The following is a 15,154-nucleotide window of genomic DNA, read 5'->3' on the forward strand; positions in this document are numbered from 1 at the left end:
AGCAGAGAACGGATAAAACCGTTACGAAATGAAGTGAAAAGCCATTATTGTGGCTTTTAATTAGGGTGGTACCGCGAGATTGTCATCACGTCCCTTTCCAACTGGAGAGGGACTTTTTTTATTGTCATTAAACATCATCAAATTACGGAAGGAAAGATCGAAATGAATATTCTGCAAGATTTAGAATTTAGAGGTCTTCTTAATCAAGTAACGGATCAAGAGGGACTACAAAAAGAACTTGATAAAGGAATCGTAAAGCTTTATTGCGGATTTGATCCAACTGCAGACAGCCTTCACATTGGAAACCTGTTACCGATTCTTACACTCAAACGATTTCAAGAAGCGGGACACCAGCCGTTTGCACTAGTTGGCGGTGGAACGGGTTTGATCGGGGATCCAAGTGGTAGACAAACGGAAAGAACATTGAACGAAGCTGAGATTGTTGTTCAATGGACAGACAAGATTAAAAATCAGCTATCAAGACTGCTTGATTTTGAAAGAGAAACGAACCCTGCTAAAACTGTGAATAACTATGAGTGGTTAAGTCAGCTTACGATGATTGAATTTCTTCGTGACGTTGGAAAGAATTTCTCAGTTAATTACATGCTTGCTAAAGATTCCGTTGACTCTCGTTTGGAGGCGGGGATCTCTTTTACTGAGTTCTCATACATGATCTTACAATCGTATGATTTTCTTAATCTTTTTCAAAAAGAAAACGTAAAACTCCAAATAGGTGGAAGTGATCAGTGGGGGAATATTACGGCTGGTATGGAATTGATTCGTCGATCCGGTGAAGAAGAGAAAGCATTCGGACTAACGATTCCGTTAATCACAAAAGCGGATGGAACAAAGTTTGGTAAAACAGCATCAGGAACGATCTGGTTAGATGCAGAAAAAACGACCCCATACGAGTTCTATCAGTTCTGGGTAAATGCAGCTGATGCAGATGTCATCAACTGGCTTAAATACTTTACGTTCTTATCTAAAGAAGAAATCGAAGTTTTGGAAAAATCATTAGCTGAAGCACCAGAAAAACGTGAAGCTCAAAAAGCATTAGGTCGAGAAGTAACGACGCTTGTTCACGGAGAAGCAGCTTACAAGCAAGCGGTAAAGATCACAGAAGCACTATTCAGTGGAAATCTTTCTGACTTAACGGCTGCTGAGATCGAACAAGGATTTAAGGATGTTCCTTCATTCCTGGCTTCAAATACAGAGGACTTAAACATTGTAGATTTACTAGTTGATGCGAAGATTTCTCCATCTAAAAGACAGGCAAGAGAAGATGTAACGAATGGAGCTGTATCAATCAACGGCCAAAAGATTCAAGATACAGCTTATATGGTTGGTGAAAACGACCGCATTGAAAACAAGTTTGTCATCATCCGACGCGGTAAGAAAAAGTATACGTTGATCAGATACTAAAAAAAGTAGGAACCCTGTACGAAGGGTTCCTCTCTAACTTTATTAAAGGAAGTGTTTGTTTTGAAGAAAATTAAACTAGCAGAAGACCTTCAATTTTCACAGATCGTTCACGGTCATTGGCGTTTAGCTGAATGGAATCTATCTCCTGAAGAGCTACTTTCACTTATGGAACGATGTATTGAAGCAGGAATTACAACGTTTGATCATGCTGATATTTATGGGAACTACATGTGTGAAGAACTCTTTGGACAAGCACTAGCTCTCAAACCTTCTCTAAGAGAAGACATTCAAATCGTGACGAAGTGTGGCATTAAACTCGTATCTGAAAATCGTCCTCAACATACGATAAAATCCTATGATACGAGTAAAGAACATATCATCTCTTCTGCAGAAAATTCATTGCAAAAAATGAATACTGATTATGTAGATGTTTTGTTGATTCATCGCCCAGATCCTTTTATGGACCCGGCTGAAACAGCAGAGGCTTTCCATATCTTAAGAAAAGAGGGGAAAGTTAAGCATTTTGGAGTTTCTAACTTTACACCTAAACAAATGGAAATGCTGCAGAGTGAGTATGATGGCCCGCTTGTAACGAATCAGATCGAGTTATCTGTTCTTCATGAACAGTCGTTTTTTGACGGTACGATCAATCACCTTCAAAAAGAAAAAGTAAAACCAATGGCGTGGTCTCCGCTTGCTGGGGGAAGATTGTTTAAAGGAAGCGATGAAAAAGCAGTACGCGTGAAAAAAGCATTAGAAAGAGTAGCTAGTGAAACAGAAGCTTCTTCCATAGATGAAGTCGCATATGCGTGGCTGTTAAAGCACCCATCACAGATCATGCCGATCGTAGGAAGCGGAAAAATGAACCGTATTGAAGCGGCTGTAAACGCAGCAAACTTACCATTAACGCGCGAGCAGTGGTTCTATATCTTACAAGAAAGTATGGGGAAAGAAGTAGATTAATTCATACTTATTCACTCCTAAATAAGCTCAAAATCCATGCAGCATGCTGTGTGGATTTTTTTATTATATTTGTAGAACAATCTATTAGTAATTAGTTCCTTAGTAGTATAATATTAGAAATAAATACTAAAAGATGGGGATGCAACAATGATAACGTTAAGCAATACCAGTTCTACGAAGAGTTCACAAGTTTTAAATGAAAGCGCTGTACTCTCGGCGATCGATCGTTCTGTAGCTATGATTGAATTTGATCCACATGGAAAAGTACTATGGGCAAACAAAAACTTTGCTAATACGATGGAGTATCATGTTGATGAGATGCCATTATTGATACATAAACAATTCTGCACTGAAGATTTCTTGCGAAGTGGTGAATATGATCGTTTTTGGAAAAGTTTAAGAGAAGGTAAAACCTTTCAAGAGAAGATTCAACGTGTTACAAAATCAAAGCGACTTATTTGGCTAGAAGCCACGTATACACCTGTCCTCGACGAAAATCATAAAGTCACAGCTGTGGTTAAGATCGCTACAGATATTACGAATAGAGAAAATAATACGATTACGGTTGCTTCTGATCTTCAACATATGTCCTTAGAATTACTGACACGAGCGGAAGAAGGATTGAAGAAAAGTAATGAGATCTCTCTATCAACTGAAAAATTAGTTTCAGAATCCCAACAAAACATATTGATATTAGAATCTCTGAAAAAACAAGCTACTTCTATTGAGGATATCGTAAAAACGATTCGTGAGATTGCGGCACAAACCAATTTGTTAGCTTTAAACGCAGCTATAGAAGCGGCTCGGGCTGGTGATCATGGAAGAGGATTTAATGTTGTAGCTGTGGAAGTTAGAAAATTGGCGAATCGCGTTCAAGATTCTATTCAAGAAGTGAACGCACATATTTCAGGAATTACAGGCGAGATCAACAAGATCAATGATGTGACTCACCGATCACAAGAAGGAATAACGAATAACAAGAAATTGATCGAACAAGCGATGGAAGAATTTTTAGGAATTGAAAAATCTGCTCGACAATTAGAGTCACAGTCAAGTAAGTTTAAGGAACTTTTATAAGAATAAGAAAACCCCTAACGCCTTTAAAAAAGGTGTTAGGGGTTTCTTTACTCTTATTAACGAGAGTAGAATTCAACGATAAGTTGTTCTGTGATCTCAGCAGGAAGTTCAGAACGCTCTGGTAAGCGAGTGAAAGTACCTTCCAATTTGTTTTCATCGAATGTTAAGAAATCAGGTACGAAGTTGTTTACTTCGATCGCTTCTTTAATAGCAGATGAATTGCGAGATTTTTCACGAACACCGATTACATCGCCAGCAGATAGACGGTAAGAAGCGATATCAACACGCTTGCCGTTTACTGTGATGTGACCGTGGTTAACTAATTGACGAGCTGCACGACGCGTACGAGCAAGACCAAGACGGTAAACTACGTTGTCTAGACGAGATTCTAAAAGAATCATGAAGTTTTCACCGTGGATACCAGTCATTTTACCAGCATCATCAAAAATGCGGCGGAATTGACGCTCGTTTACACCATACATGTAGCGAAGCTTTTGCTTCTCTTGTAATTGTAAACCGTATTCAGAGATTTTTTTACGTTGAGTTGGACCATGTTGTCCTGGTGCGTATGGACGCTTAGAAAGTTCTTTCCCAGTTCCGCTTAGAGAAATTCCAAGACGACGAGAAACTTTCCATGTTGAACCTGTATATCGAGCCATAATTGACTCCTCCTTCACATGTTTGTTTGTGTTAAAACAACAACAGTGACTATGGCCTTTTCATGAGCATATTTTGTATGAAAAACATCTTCACTTCAGCAGCCTATGAAGCTACGCGATGTTCCCAGATTAACAAAAACCTGGGTACAAAATAAAGACTGATGATGGACACAGTGCCGCTTATTTTACACAAAGAATAGTATAAGCTTTTTTGCTATTCGATGTCAACCTGATACCAATATGGATAAAATATTTTTAGGGACAAATTGTAAAAGTGTTAACATTCATATATGATATGAGTAAGAAAGCGCTTACATTTTATATAGCCTTTAAAGGAGAAGTAAAAATGGATACAAAACGCTTTGAAACTGATGTGATTCATAAGGGGTATAATGCTGAACAACATAATGGAAGTCTAGCTCCTCCTATTTTTCAAACTTCAACTTTTGTTTTTGATAGCGCTGAAACGGGTGCTGCACGATTTGCAGGTGAGCAGGAAGGATATATCTATTCTAGACTTAGCAATCCTACCGTCGCGATGTTAGAAGAACGAATTGCAGCGATGGAGAAAGGGGAGAAAGGTCTAGCATTTGGTTCCGGCATGGCTGCGGTGTCCGCTATACTTCTCGGATTAACGAGAACAGGTGATCATATCCTCTGTTCAGAAGGAGTTTATGGTTGTACCTTTGGTCTGCTTCAGCTTATGGAAGAAAAATATCATATTACACACAACTTTCATTCGATGAACGATGAGGAATCGATACGGTCAGCGATTACCGATCATACAACAGTCATATATATTGAATCTCCGATAAACCCGACAATGAAACTTGTAGATCTAAGTATGGTGGCAAGAATTGCAAAAGAATTTAATATTCCAGTTGTTGTAGATAATACGTTTTCATCTCCTTATCTACAGCGTCCCCTTGATTTAGGCTGTGATATAGTTCTGCACAGTGCCACGAAGTATTTATGTGGTCATGGGGATGTAATAGGAGGTCTAGCGGTTGGAAAGCAAGAACTGATGAGCCATCTTGCTATGACCACTCAAAAGGATATTGGTGGAGTCATGTCTCCTTTTGATGCTTGGCTGCTTTTAAGAGGTATCAAGACACTTCCTGTTCGAATGGACCGTCATTGTGAGAATGCGAAGAAACTTGCAGACTTGTTAAAGAAACATCCTAGCATAAATCGAGTTCTGTATCCGGGTGACCCTGATTTCCCTCAATATGAGCTTGCGAATAAACAGATGTTGAACGCTGGAGGTCTCATCAGTTTTGAGATTAAAGGAGATAAAGCAATCGCTCAAAAGTTTATGAACCATTTAGAACTCATTAAGATCGCCGTTAGTCTTGGTGATGCTGAAACACTTATTCAACATCCTGCTACCATGACACATGCTGTCGTTCCTGAGGAGAATCGAATTCAGATGGGTATCAGTGATCAGCTTCTACGCTTATCGGTTGGTTTAGAAGCATGGGAAGATATCTGGGATGACATTAAACAAAGTTTAGATTCTTTATAAAAGGCTGTTTTCGTAAACTTTGTTGCTTTTGGAAGTAGTTGATTTCCGTTCCAAGGTGCTCGCTTTCCGCGGGGCAGACGGTGAGCCACATTCGTACGTTTCACGTAAAGTGTCTCACCTTTCTAGTTGCAGTGGCTAGCCCCTCGAGGTCAAAAGTTAAATCGACCATGAAGGCAAGGAACGCCTTCCTTGTCCATTAACCTTTTGCTTGTCGGGGCTGAACGAGCCACTTCCACTTTTAGGAATGCCCGCCTGTCCCGCAGGAGTCTCGCTCCTTCCACTCCAATCAACTGTCAAGGGAGATTTGAAAGCAATATTAAACAAAAGAAGCCCTGCGCTCAATAGCGCGGGGCTTGTTTAATAGTAAGGAAAACTAGATATAACGAAGTAAAACCTCACAGAATTTTTCTATGTTCTCTTGATCGATCTCATCAAATCGTGCTTTCTCTGGACTATCGATATCTAAAACTCCTAGCAGCTTTCCGTCTTTCACTAACGGAACAACGATCTCGGATTGAGAAGCTGCATCACAAGCAATATGACCAGGGAACTCATGAACATCTTTTACGACTAACGTTTCTTGATTTTGAGCGGAAGTTCCGCAAACTCCTCTTCCAAGTGGAATTCTTACACAAGCTGGAAGCCCTTGAAAGGGTCCCAGAACTAATTGGTTCGTCTCTTCTTCAAGTGTATAAAAACCAACCCAGTTTACTCTGTCTAAAAATTGATTCAAAAGAGCAGATGCGTTTGCAAGGTTTGCAGTCGCATTTGTTTCACCTTCTAATAAAGCTGAGAGTTGTTTAAATAGAAGAGAATAAGCTTCATTTCTGTCTGTACTATATTGCTGAACGGAAAACATCAAGATTCCTCCAAACCTGATAAATTGTTTACTCTATCCTATCAAAAAATGTTGAACTATACACTCAAAAGCCCTTATTTGTCGAGCGATTAATAAAGGTTTATGTCTCTCGCCCAAGAATTTTATACAAGAGGGAAGGACGGTGGAAGAAAATGAAGACAGATCCAATGGAAACGAAACTGAAAATAGCAGAGGCAGCGATTGCTCTTTTTACAAGCCAAGGGTTTAAAGGAACGACTGTTAGACAGATAGCAAAAAAAGCAGGTGTGAACATCGCTTTAATTTCGTACCATTTTGGAGGAAAGAAAGGTCTTCTAGAAGAGTTGATCACTTCATTTTTTGAAGGTTATATTAGAAGGATTGAAATCATCTATCACACATCCAGCTCTCCAACGGTTAAAGGAAGCTTCATTGAAGTAGTAGAAGCGTTATTGATCTATCAACAACGAAACCTTCCTCTTGCGCGTTTTGTATATCGGGAGATGACGCTTGATTCAACATTGGTACGTGAACTCATGTCTACTTACTTAGTTAAGGAAAAATACTTTTTACAAACCTTGTTCGAAAAAGGAATAAAGAAAAAAGAGTTCAGAAGGCAGCCTGTGGACTTTTTAACCATTCAGTTCAAAGATATGATGATGCTTCCTTTTTTACACCCTCTTTATTTAGCTGAGGTGTATCAGATAAATGCAGAGACAGAAACGTTCATCCAGCCATATAAAAAGTGGATGATGAACTGGTTTGATAAATGTGTTTGCATCTCAGAAAGAAAAAATCCCCTGCTGTCTGCTGTTCAAAAACCCTTATTCGGCTCTATTCAGGAGAAGTGGGGAAGTTAATGTTGCTGTTGATACGAATTGATCCAATCCTTGACCGAGTCCCTTAGCGCTGTGGGCATCAGACCCATAGACAAGAGGGATTTTTCTTTTTTGTGCCTCTTTTATAATCCAATTAGATGGATATGGCTCCAAACAGTATGGCTTAACAGCACCTGCTCCATTATAATCCAGATACATGTTACGTTCAGACAATACCGTTAAGATCCCTTCTACTTCGTTTTCATAGGAAAAATCTGTAGGAAAAAGAGTCTGGAATTTCTTCGCTAATGTCATATGTCCAATCCTTCTTGGCTGGTGCTTTCCAAATGAGTGACTGATTGAATTTTTTACCGTCTGAAAGTATAGCGAGTAGACTGTAGAGAGGCTGCCGGATTGCTCGATCAAATCTCTAAATACGTTCTCATCATAATCCATGCAGAAGTACTTATTTTTAACCTTTAGAAAATGTACAGAGAGAATGGCATCATCGAGCTCAGGCCAAACTTCTTTCAAAAAAGTATTCGTCTCCTCTTCATAGCCATCAATAAAATCGATCTCTAAACCCGTAAAAATCTCAATTTTACTTCTATAAAACTTCTTAAGTTCCCTCAAAGTATCGAAGTATTTTCCTAATTGTTCATGTGTCATGCTGCTGTCTTTCGTGGGAGCAGGATCAACAAATGTTTGAGGGAGCGGGGCATGCTCTGTAAAGGTCATACCTTTCATACCTAAAGAGATAGCTCTTTCGATATACATTTCAAACGTGTCTGTAGACCCATGAGGACAAAAGGGCGTGTGAACATGTCCATCAAAGTACATCTTTCTTACTCCTCCTTTCGACAAATTCTTCATTAAATTGGAAAAAAATTATCAGATTATGCAATTTTTTTGCGTCAAATGTTTGTTTACATGTTATCATAAAAGCATTAAACTGCAATTTTATAGAATAAAAACTAAATTAGATCGTTAAAGCGATTTAAACATACGAATACATAATAAAGACAATATAGAAATTTGAACAGATAGAAAGGGTGCCTCTGATGATATACATAGTCATTGCCATCGTTACATTCCTAGCATTGATCCTGTACGGTGCCATGTCACGACGAAGGGTGTATAAAGAAATAGACCGACTTGAAGCATGGAAGATGCAAATTATGAATCGCCCATTAACAGAAGAGATCTCAAAAGTTAAGGGTATGGCGATGATTGGTGAAACGGAAGAGAAGTTTGAAATGTGGCGTCAAGAATGGGATGAGATGGTAACGACTCAACTTCCTAATTTAGAAGAAGACTTGTTTGATGCCGAAGAATATACCGATAAGTATCGTTTTAAAAAAGCTAAATCCATTTTGGCTGGTGTTAGTCAGTCATTAGAAAAGATGGATATGAGGATTAAAGAGATTACTTCTGAGATCAATGAGTTAGTTACGAGCGAGGAACTTAATCGGGAAGAGATTGTTGAAGCGAAAGAAAAGCTTCAAGAAACAAAGAAGTACTATTTAACACATATCCGTGCGTTAGGTCAGACAGCACCCATCTTTGATAAAGAACTCGACGAGATAAAAGCTTTGTTTGAAACCTTTGAATCATTAACTGTCCAAGGAAGCCATCTAGAAGCTAGACAAAGACTTGTAGAGAGTTTGAATCGTATCTCTGATTGTAGGACGAAGATGCAAGGTGTTCCTGAACTTCTGGTGATCCTTCAATCTGATATCCCTAATTCACTTAAAGAATTAAGTTCAGGTTTTACAGAGATGGAACAGCAAGGTTATGTTCTTCACCATATTGGCATTGAGAAAGAGATTAGTTCTTTAAAAGATCTTACCGATAAAGCCCTGAACAAAGTCCTTGAACTAGAGCTTGAAAGTGCTCAAAAAGATATGGATGAAACGATTCAAAAAATGGATCAGTTATATGAAATGCTTGAGAACGAAGTGCACTCCAAACAATTTGTAATGAGTGAAAGAGAAGTCTTTGATTCTAATATTCAAGATCTTCATGATAGAATCGAGAACTTAAAGCAAGAAACTCAAATTGTTTCTTCTACTTACTTGATTGAACAAAACGAAGCAGAGATGCAAAAGAAGATAGAAAAACTCTTTCATAAACTACAAAGCCGTTTCTTAATTATTGAAGATTCAATTGAAGAAAAAAGAGAATCTTATTCTGTTATTCGTGAGATGATGGAAGAGATGCAAAAGCAGATGGAAGAGCTGCAGCGTTCACAAAAAGTATATGAAGAAATGCTTCATAACTTAAGAAAAGATGAGCTTGAGACAAAACAAAGCTTAAGAGAACTCAGAAAGAAACTTCTTGAAGCGAGAAGGATGGTACAAAAGAGTAACCTTCCAGGACTACCGGAACATTACTTAATCACCATCGGAAAAGCCGAAGAATATATCATTGAAGTTTCTAAAAAACTGGATGAGAAACCTCTGGAAATGTCAGATGTCTCTTACGTACTCAACAAAGCTCATGAAGCAGTGAACGAAGGCTATGATGAAACGTCTAAGATGATCGAGAATGCTTTTTTAGCTGAGAAGCTCATCCAATACGGAAATAGGTTTAGAAGCTCTTATCAAACTGTTTCTGTTCGATTGATTGAAGCTGAGATCGCTTTTCGAAATTATCAATATGAAGATGCTCTTGAGATCGCAGCTTCTGCTATAGAAAGTGTTAGACCTGGAATTCTTAAAGAGATGGAAATTAACTTAAAGTCACATGTATAAAAACTGTATGGATTCATTTCCTGCAGTTTTTTTGCTGTTTAAAAGAAATTAACAAAAACTAGGAGCTATGTGATGATGTGCACGATAGCTAAATTATGGTATGATAATGAAATGTGTGTTTTAGAACGGTTTGGAATGGAAAATTGGAGGATTCAACAATGATTTATTTGGATAATAGTGCAACAACAAAACCTTATAAGGAAGTTTTGGATACGTTCGTAACGGTGTCAGAAAAGTATTTTGCCAATCCATCTTCCCTTCACTCAAAGGGAGGAGAAGCGGAAAAGTTGCTAGGGCAAGCAAGAAAGTCAATTGCTCAGTTATTGGAGGTTGCTCCATCTGAAGTGGTTTTTACCTCTGGTGGTACAGAAGGCAATAATATAGCGATTAAGGGTATAGCTTTTCAACATCAAAATCGAGGTAAACACCTTATAACATCTTCTGTTGAGCATGCATCGAGTCATGAGTCCTTTCAATATCTAGAATCACAAGGTTTTGAAATAACATATCTCCCCGTGGACCAAGACGGTTTGATCTCATTAGAAGATCTTGAGCGTTCGATCCGGCCGGATACGATACTTGTTTCACTTATTCATGTCAATAATGAAACAGGAACGATTCAACCTATTCAAGAGATAGGTGAAATCTTGAAAGAGCACCCGAAGATTTTTTTCCATGTCGACAATGTTCAAGGTGTCGGTAAGGTTGATCTTCCACTTAGAGAGTGGGGAATTGATCTATGCACCATATCTGCACATAAAATTCACGGTCTAAAAGGAAATGGTATTCTATTCGTCAAGAACGGAGTGAGTATCTCTTCTTTATTCACTGGTGGAGAACAAGAATTAAAGAAAAGAGCCGGAACTGAAAATGTTGCAGGTATTGTAGCTATGGCAAAAGCGTTAAGGTTAATTCTTCAAGAGAGTAAGGAAAAGAAAGAAAGTTTATTTGAGATCAAGCAGTTCTTAATCGAAGAGTTACGGTCCATAGATGGAATAGACATCAATACTTCTATGAAGTACTCAGCTCCTCATATTATTAATTTTTCAGTGAAGGGTATCAAACCAGAAGTGCTGATCCATTCCCTTGATAAGAGAGATGTGTATGTATCTACTCGATCTGCATGCTCTTCAAAACAAGGGGGAGCTAGCCGTATCCTTCTAGAGATGGGATTAGGAGAAAATCGTGCTTCAACAGCTATTCGATTGAGTACCTCCTATGGAAATACATTGAAAGAAGCAGAAAAGGCTTTAAAGGTTCTTAAAGAAGAACTATTAAATATTAAAAAGGTAATGAGGTAATAAAGATGATATATGATCATTTAGTCGTACGTTATGGTGAGTTATCATTGAAAGGGAAAAACAGAAGACATTTCGAATCACAGCTCTTTGAAACGGTAAAAAGAAAACTGCGACCATTTCAAGGGCTGAATATTTCAAAACATTTTGACCGAATTGTTATTGAATTAAACGGTCAATCTTATGAACCAATCGTAAAATCTTTACAAGATATTTTTGGTATCCACTCGATCAGTTTAGCAGTAAGATCTGAAAATGACTTAGAAGCCATTCAAAAAGCAGCGTTAATCGCTCTTAATGAAGCGATTGAAGGGAAAAAGACCTTTAAAGTTACAGGTAAACGCTCATTAAAGTCCTTCCCAGTTAACTCCATGCAGCTTAACCAAGAAGTTGGTGGATACCTATTAAGGAACACAGAAGGCTTAACGGTAGATGTTCATAATCCGGATGTAAATGTAAAAGTCGAAGTAAAAGATACAGGAACTTACATCAGCTCAAAATCGTTTGAAGGTGCTGGCGGTCTTCCGATCGGTGTTGGCGGTAAGGCGATGCTTATGCTTTCAGGAGGAATCGACAGTCCAGTAGCTGGTTATCTAACGATGAAACGCGGCGTTCGAATTGAAGGGGTTCATTTCCATAGTCCGCCTTTCACAAGTGAACGAGCAAAGCAAAAAGTAGTTGATCTGACGCAAGAACTTACTCGCTACAGCGGAGGCAAGATTAAGCTTCATGTTGTTCCATTTACAAAAATCCAACAAACCATTAAAGATAAGATTCCTTCTAGTTATAGCATGACGATTATGAGAAGAGTCATGCTAAGAATTACTGAACGATTAGCAGAGAACAACCATGCGATGGCTATCGCAAACGGAGAGAACCTCGGTCAAGTTGCAAGTCAAACGATGCACAGCATGTATGCAATTAATGAAGTAACGAACATGCCTATTCTTCGTCCTGTTATTACAATGGATAAGCTAGAGATCATGAATTTGTCGCATAAAATTGGAACATACGAGATCTCAATTCGTCCTTATGAAGATTGCTGTACGATTTTCTTGCCATCTGCACCAAAGACTAAGCCGAAACGTGAGAAAGCGATTCGGTACGAGAAAAATATTGAGAACCTTGAAGAGTTGATTGAAGAAGCGGTTAATGAAGTTGAGACGCTGATTCTTGAAGAAGGGAAATCAGCGGACGAAACGTTTGATGATTTGCTCTAAAAGGAACTTTTAGTAGTAAGGCATGGTGTTAGTTCTTGAAAGCAGTTGATCTCCGTTTCAGGTTGCTCGCTTTCCGCGGGGCAGGCGGTGAGCCCCTTGCCGCTTTGCGCCCTTAAGGGTCTCACCTGACCGCTTGTCCCGCAGGAGTCTCGCACCTTACACTCCAATCAACTTGTCAATGAGGAAGAAACAGAATAGTAAGAAACACCTTAATAAAGAAATTTTTAAACACCTGATAACATGTAGCGGTTTGATTCAGGCACGCTTCAATTCTGAAAAAATTATAGCAACAAGATACAAACCAAGTGAAAAAGTCTGCACATTGTGCGGGCTTTTTTATTATAAGAGCTGTAGCTTTTGCATTTCCATTGTTTCTTCTTTGCAGGTTGATTGAAGTGTAAGATTCCCGACTCCTATCGGACGAGCAATCAGGTGGAGACTGTTAATCCTAATGGTGCAAAGCAGCAGGAGGCTCATCGTTCGCCCTATGGAAAGCGAGCAAGTGTGAGAAGAAATCAACTGCATTCAAAAATATTCTTTTAACTAATATCCTAAATGGCAACACACACAACAATTTCCAAGAATTGAATCGGCCATTTAGACACATCTTATTAGTACAAAGGAGGTGAAACAACATGGCAAACCAAAACCAATTAGTAGTACCAGGTGCACAACAAGCTGTAGACCAAATGAAGTATGAAATCGCTTCTGAATTCGGTGTAAACCTTGGACCAGATTCAACTGCACGTGCTAACGGATCTGTAGGTGGAGAAATCACTAAGCGTCTAGTAGCTCAAGCTCTAGGTGGATACTCTAAATAAATAGTAATGGCTAACGGAGCGGGTTGTCCCCGCTCCTTTTATTTTTGTTCATATATGACTAAATTTTAAAAATTTTCTAAAATATATTATAATGGTAAAGAACAACATGAATTGAAAGGGTGAAAGAAATGAATTTGATAGCTCCTAGCATTTATAATTTAACAGAAGAAATGGAAAAGTATGCTTTAAACCCTGAAAAAAAAGCTTTAATCTGGATGGATGAACAAGGCGTTACAGAGGAGATCACCTATAAGAACCTCCTAGACAGAGCGAATCAGATTGCGAACTCTTTAGAAGAACTAGGATTGGCTAAAGGTGATCGAGTTCTGATCATCATGCCGAGATTGATCGAAACATATGCGGTGTATATCGCTTGTTTGAAAGCTGGAATATCTGTTATACCATGTTCAGAAATGTTACGAGCTAAGGATCTGAGCTACCGTGTCCAACATAGTGAAGCTAAAGCAATCATTGCTGATTACCGCTTTACAGAGCAAGTTAATGAGATCAAAGACGACTTACCTACTCTTACATATAAGATCAGTGCGAACGGGGAGACAGAAAATTGGTTAAGCTTACAAGCGATCACGAATAATGTAAGCGTTTCCTACAAGTCTCCTGAAACAGCAAAAGATGATATGGCTTTTTTGTCTTATACTTCTGGTACAACAGGCCAGCCTAAAGGTGTTGTACATACACACGGATGGGCCTATGCTCATATTCGTACAGCTGCTAAAAGCTGGCTCAATATTTCAGAAGATGACAAGGTTTGGGCAACTGCAGGACCTGGTTGGCAGAAGTGGATTTGGAGTCCATTCTTATCAACATTAGGCACAGGTTCAACCGGATTTGTCTATCAAGGGAAGTTCGATCCGAAAAAATATTTAACGCTTTTGCAAGATCAGCAGATCTCTGTATTATGTTGTACACCAACAGAGTATCGTTTAATGGCAAAAGTAGATAATTTGAATCAATATAAGTTACCACAACTAAGGAGCGCTGTATCAGCTGGCGAACCGTTAAACCGAGAAGTAATCGATACATTCGAAAAGTACTTCCACATCAAAGTCCGTGATGGTTATGGGCAAACAGAGAATACGTTATTAGTCGGTACGATGGAAGGTATGGAAATCAAGCCAGGTTCGATGGGTAAACCAACGCCTGGAAACGATGTTGACGTGATTGATGAGAACGGAAAACCTGTTACTGCTGGAGAAGTTGGAGATATTGCTGTTCATAAAAATTGTCCTGCTCTCTTTAAAGAATATTACAAAGACCGAGATCGAACGATGATGGCTTTCCGTGGCGACTATTATGTTACGGGTGATAAAGCAAAGAAAGATGCTGAAGGTTATTTTTGGTTTGAAGGCAGAGGTGACGATATTATCATCTCATCAGGCTATACGATCGGTCCTTTTGAAGTTGAGGACGCCCTTGTAAAGCATCCTGCTGTTAAAGAATGTGCGGTAGTAGCAAGCCCAGATGAAATACGGGGTCATATTGTTAAAGCGTTTGTTGTTTTACGAGATCAAACGGCAAATAACGATGCTCTAACAAAAGAGCTTCAAGAACACGTAAAAGAACTTACGGCTCCGTATAAATACCCAAGATCGATAGAATATGTTGATGATCTTCCTAAGACAACCTCAGGAAAGATCAGACGTATCGAGCTGCGTCAGTTAGAAGCATCTAAGACTAGATGATGTTTTAAAGAAAAGCAGATACTTTATCTGCTTTTTTGTTTGGTATTTACGTTATAC

General features: G+C 38.8%; 13 protein-coding genes and 1 other annotated feature (1 of these 14 running past the window's edge). Of the genes, 10 read left to right on the forward strand and 3 right to left on the reverse strand.

What is annotated here, in order from left to right; genetic code table 11:
* Positions 1 to 98, forward strand: a binding site (T-box leader) (it extends 124 nt beyond the left edge of the window).
* Positions 99 to 162: 64 nt separating this feature from the next.
* The 3 genes from tyrS (at position 163) to ACFS5O_RS09180 (ending at position 3,462) form a co-directional block, all read left to right on the forward strand.
* Positions 163 to 1,422, forward strand: coding sequence for a tyrosine--tRNA ligase (gene tyrS, locus ACFS5O_RS09170; protein WP_205727066.1), 1,260 nt, complete (start codon positions 163 to 165; stop codon positions 1,420 to 1,422).
* A gap of 60 nt (positions 1,423 to 1,482) precedes the next feature.
* The gene (locus ACFS5O_RS09175; protein WP_205727065.1) at positions 1,483 to 2,385 is read left to right on the forward strand and encodes an aldo/keto reductase; all 903 of its coding nucleotides are present in this window, start codon (positions 1,483 to 1,485) and stop codon (positions 2,383 to 2,385) included.
* Between the two features lie 147 nt (positions 2,386 to 2,532).
* Positions 2,533 to 3,462, forward strand: coding sequence for a methyl-accepting chemotaxis protein (locus tag ACFS5O_RS09180; RefSeq protein WP_205727064.1), 930 nt, complete (start codon positions 2,533 to 2,535; stop codon positions 3,460 to 3,462).
* A gap of 56 nt (positions 3,463 to 3,518) precedes the next feature.
* Here ACFS5O_RS09180 and rpsD read toward each other — a convergent pair whose 3' ends face one another.
* The gene (gene rpsD, locus ACFS5O_RS09185; RefSeq protein WP_137788639.1) at positions 3,519 to 4,121 is read right to left on the reverse strand and encodes a 30S ribosomal protein S4; all 603 of its coding nucleotides are present in this window, start codon (positions 4,119 to 4,121) and stop codon (positions 3,519 to 3,521) included.
* 346 nt (positions 4,122 to 4,467) lie between these two features.
* Here rpsD and megL point away from each other — a divergent pair, with 346 nt between their 5' ends.
* Entirely contained in the window at positions 4,468 to 5,646 is a 1,179-nt protein-coding gene (gene megL, locus ACFS5O_RS09190; RefSeq protein ID WP_205727063.1) for a methionine gamma-lyase, read from the forward strand.
* 373 nt (positions 5,647 to 6,019) lie between these two features.
* Here the strand turns inward: megL and ACFS5O_RS09195 are convergent, their stop codons facing one another.
* Positions 6,020 to 6,505: a GAF domain-containing protein gene (locus tag ACFS5O_RS09195; protein ID WP_205727062.1), complete on the reverse strand. Its 486-nt coding sequence runs from the start codon at positions 6,503 to 6,505 to the stop codon at positions 6,020 to 6,022.
* Between the two features lie 152 nt (positions 6,506 to 6,657).
* Here ACFS5O_RS09195 and refZ point away from each other — a divergent pair, with 152 nt between their 5' ends.
* On the forward strand, positions 6,658 to 7,344 hold the full coding sequence (refZ, locus tag ACFS5O_RS09200) for a forespore capture DNA-binding protein RefZ (protein WP_318300259.1): 687 nt from the start codon (positions 6,658 to 6,660) through the stop codon (positions 7,342 to 7,344).
* On the opposite strand, the gene hisJ is transcribed toward refZ, so the two are convergent.
* On the reverse strand, positions 7,309 to 8,142 hold the full coding sequence (gene hisJ / locus ACFS5O_RS09205) for a histidinol-phosphatase HisJ (RefSeq protein WP_205727061.1): 834 nt from the start codon (positions 8,140 to 8,142) through the stop codon (positions 7,309 to 7,311). The two genes, refZ and hisJ, sit on opposite strands and share 36 nt — an antisense overlap.
* A 221-nt stretch (positions 8,143 to 8,363) precedes the next feature.
* Here hisJ and ezrA point away from each other — a divergent pair, with 221 nt between their 5' ends.
* The 5 genes from ezrA (at position 8,364) to mbcS (ending at position 15,097) form a co-directional block, all read left to right on the forward strand.
* Positions 8,364 to 10,055, forward strand: coding sequence for a septation ring formation regulator EzrA (gene ezrA / locus ACFS5O_RS09210; protein WP_205727060.1), 1,692 nt, complete (start codon positions 8,364 to 8,366; stop codon positions 10,053 to 10,055).
* 158 nt (positions 10,056 to 10,213) lie between these two features.
* Positions 10,214 to 11,356, forward strand: a complete 1,143-nt coding sequence (locus ACFS5O_RS09215) for a cysteine desulfurase family protein (RefSeq protein WP_205727059.1) — start codon at positions 10,214 to 10,216, stop codon at positions 11,354 to 11,356.
* A gap of 5 nt (positions 11,357 to 11,361) precedes the next feature.
* Positions 11,362 to 12,573 (forward strand): tRNA uracil 4-sulfurtransferase ThiI, encoded by a 1,212-nt coding sequence (thiI, locus tag ACFS5O_RS09220; protein ID WP_205727058.1) that lies wholly within the window; start codon positions 11,362 to 11,364, stop codon positions 12,571 to 12,573.
* Positions 12,574 to 13,208: 635 nt separating this feature from the next.
* A complete protein-coding gene (locus ACFS5O_RS09225; protein WP_066396835.1) occupies positions 13,209 to 13,394 on the forward strand; it encodes an alpha/beta-type small acid-soluble spore protein in 186 nt (61 codons plus the stop codon).
* Between the two features lie 128 nt (positions 13,395 to 13,522).
* Positions 13,523 to 15,097 carry an acyl-CoA synthetase MbcS gene (gene mbcS, locus ACFS5O_RS09230; RefSeq protein ID WP_205727057.1) on the forward strand — a complete coding sequence of 525 codons (1,575 nt, stop codon included), beginning with the start codon at positions 13,523 to 13,525 and terminating at the stop codon, positions 15,095 to 15,097.
* The last annotated feature ends 57 nt before the right edge of the window (positions 15,098 to 15,154 follow it).

The sequence above is a fragment of the Fictibacillus nanhaiensis genome (assembly GCF_042686385.1).
GTDB lineage: Bacteria > Bacillota > Bacilli > Bacillales > Fictibacillaceae > Fictibacillus > Fictibacillus nanhaiensis.

Coding starts and splice junctions, on each gene's coding strand:
- ezrA (WP_205727060.1), top strand. CDS start 8,364: ATGATATACATAGTCATTGCCATCGTTACATTCCTAGCATTGATCCTG.
- megL (WP_205727063.1), top strand. CDS start 4,468: ATGGATACAAAACGCTTTGAAACTGATGTGATTCATAAGGGGTATAAT.
- ACFS5O_RS09195 (WP_205727062.1), bottom strand. CDS start 6,505: ATGTTTTCCGTTCAGCAATATAGTACAGACAGAAATGAAGCTTATTCT.
- ACFS5O_RS09180 (WP_205727064.1), top strand. CDS start 2,533: ATGATAACGTTAAGCAATACCAGTTCTACGAAGAGTTCACAAGTTTTA.
- mbcS (WP_205727057.1), top strand. CDS start 13,523: ATGAATTTGATAGCTCCTAGCATTTATAATTTAACAGAAGAAATGGAA.
- ACFS5O_RS09215 (WP_205727059.1), top strand. CDS start 10,214: ATGATTTATTTGGATAATAGTGCAACAACAAAACCTTATAAGGAAGTT.
- ACFS5O_RS09225 (WP_066396835.1), top strand. CDS start 13,209: ATGGCAAACCAAAACCAATTAGTAGTACCAGGTGCACAACAAGCTGTA.
- thiI (WP_205727058.1), top strand. CDS start 11,362: ATGATATATGATCATTTAGTCGTACGTTATGGTGAGTTATCATTGAAA.
- rpsD (WP_137788639.1), bottom strand. CDS start 4,121: ATGGCTCGATATACAGGTTCAACATGGAAAGTTTCTCGTCGTCTTGGA.
- hisJ (WP_205727061.1), bottom strand. CDS start 8,142: ATGTACTTTGATGGACATGTTCACACGCCCTTTTGTCCTCATGGGTCT.
- refZ (WP_318300259.1), top strand. CDS start 6,658: ATGAAGACAGATCCAATGGAAACGAAACTGAAAATAGCAGAGGCAGCG.
- tyrS (WP_205727066.1), top strand. CDS start 163: ATGAATATTCTGCAAGATTTAGAATTTAGAGGTCTTCTTAATCAAGTA.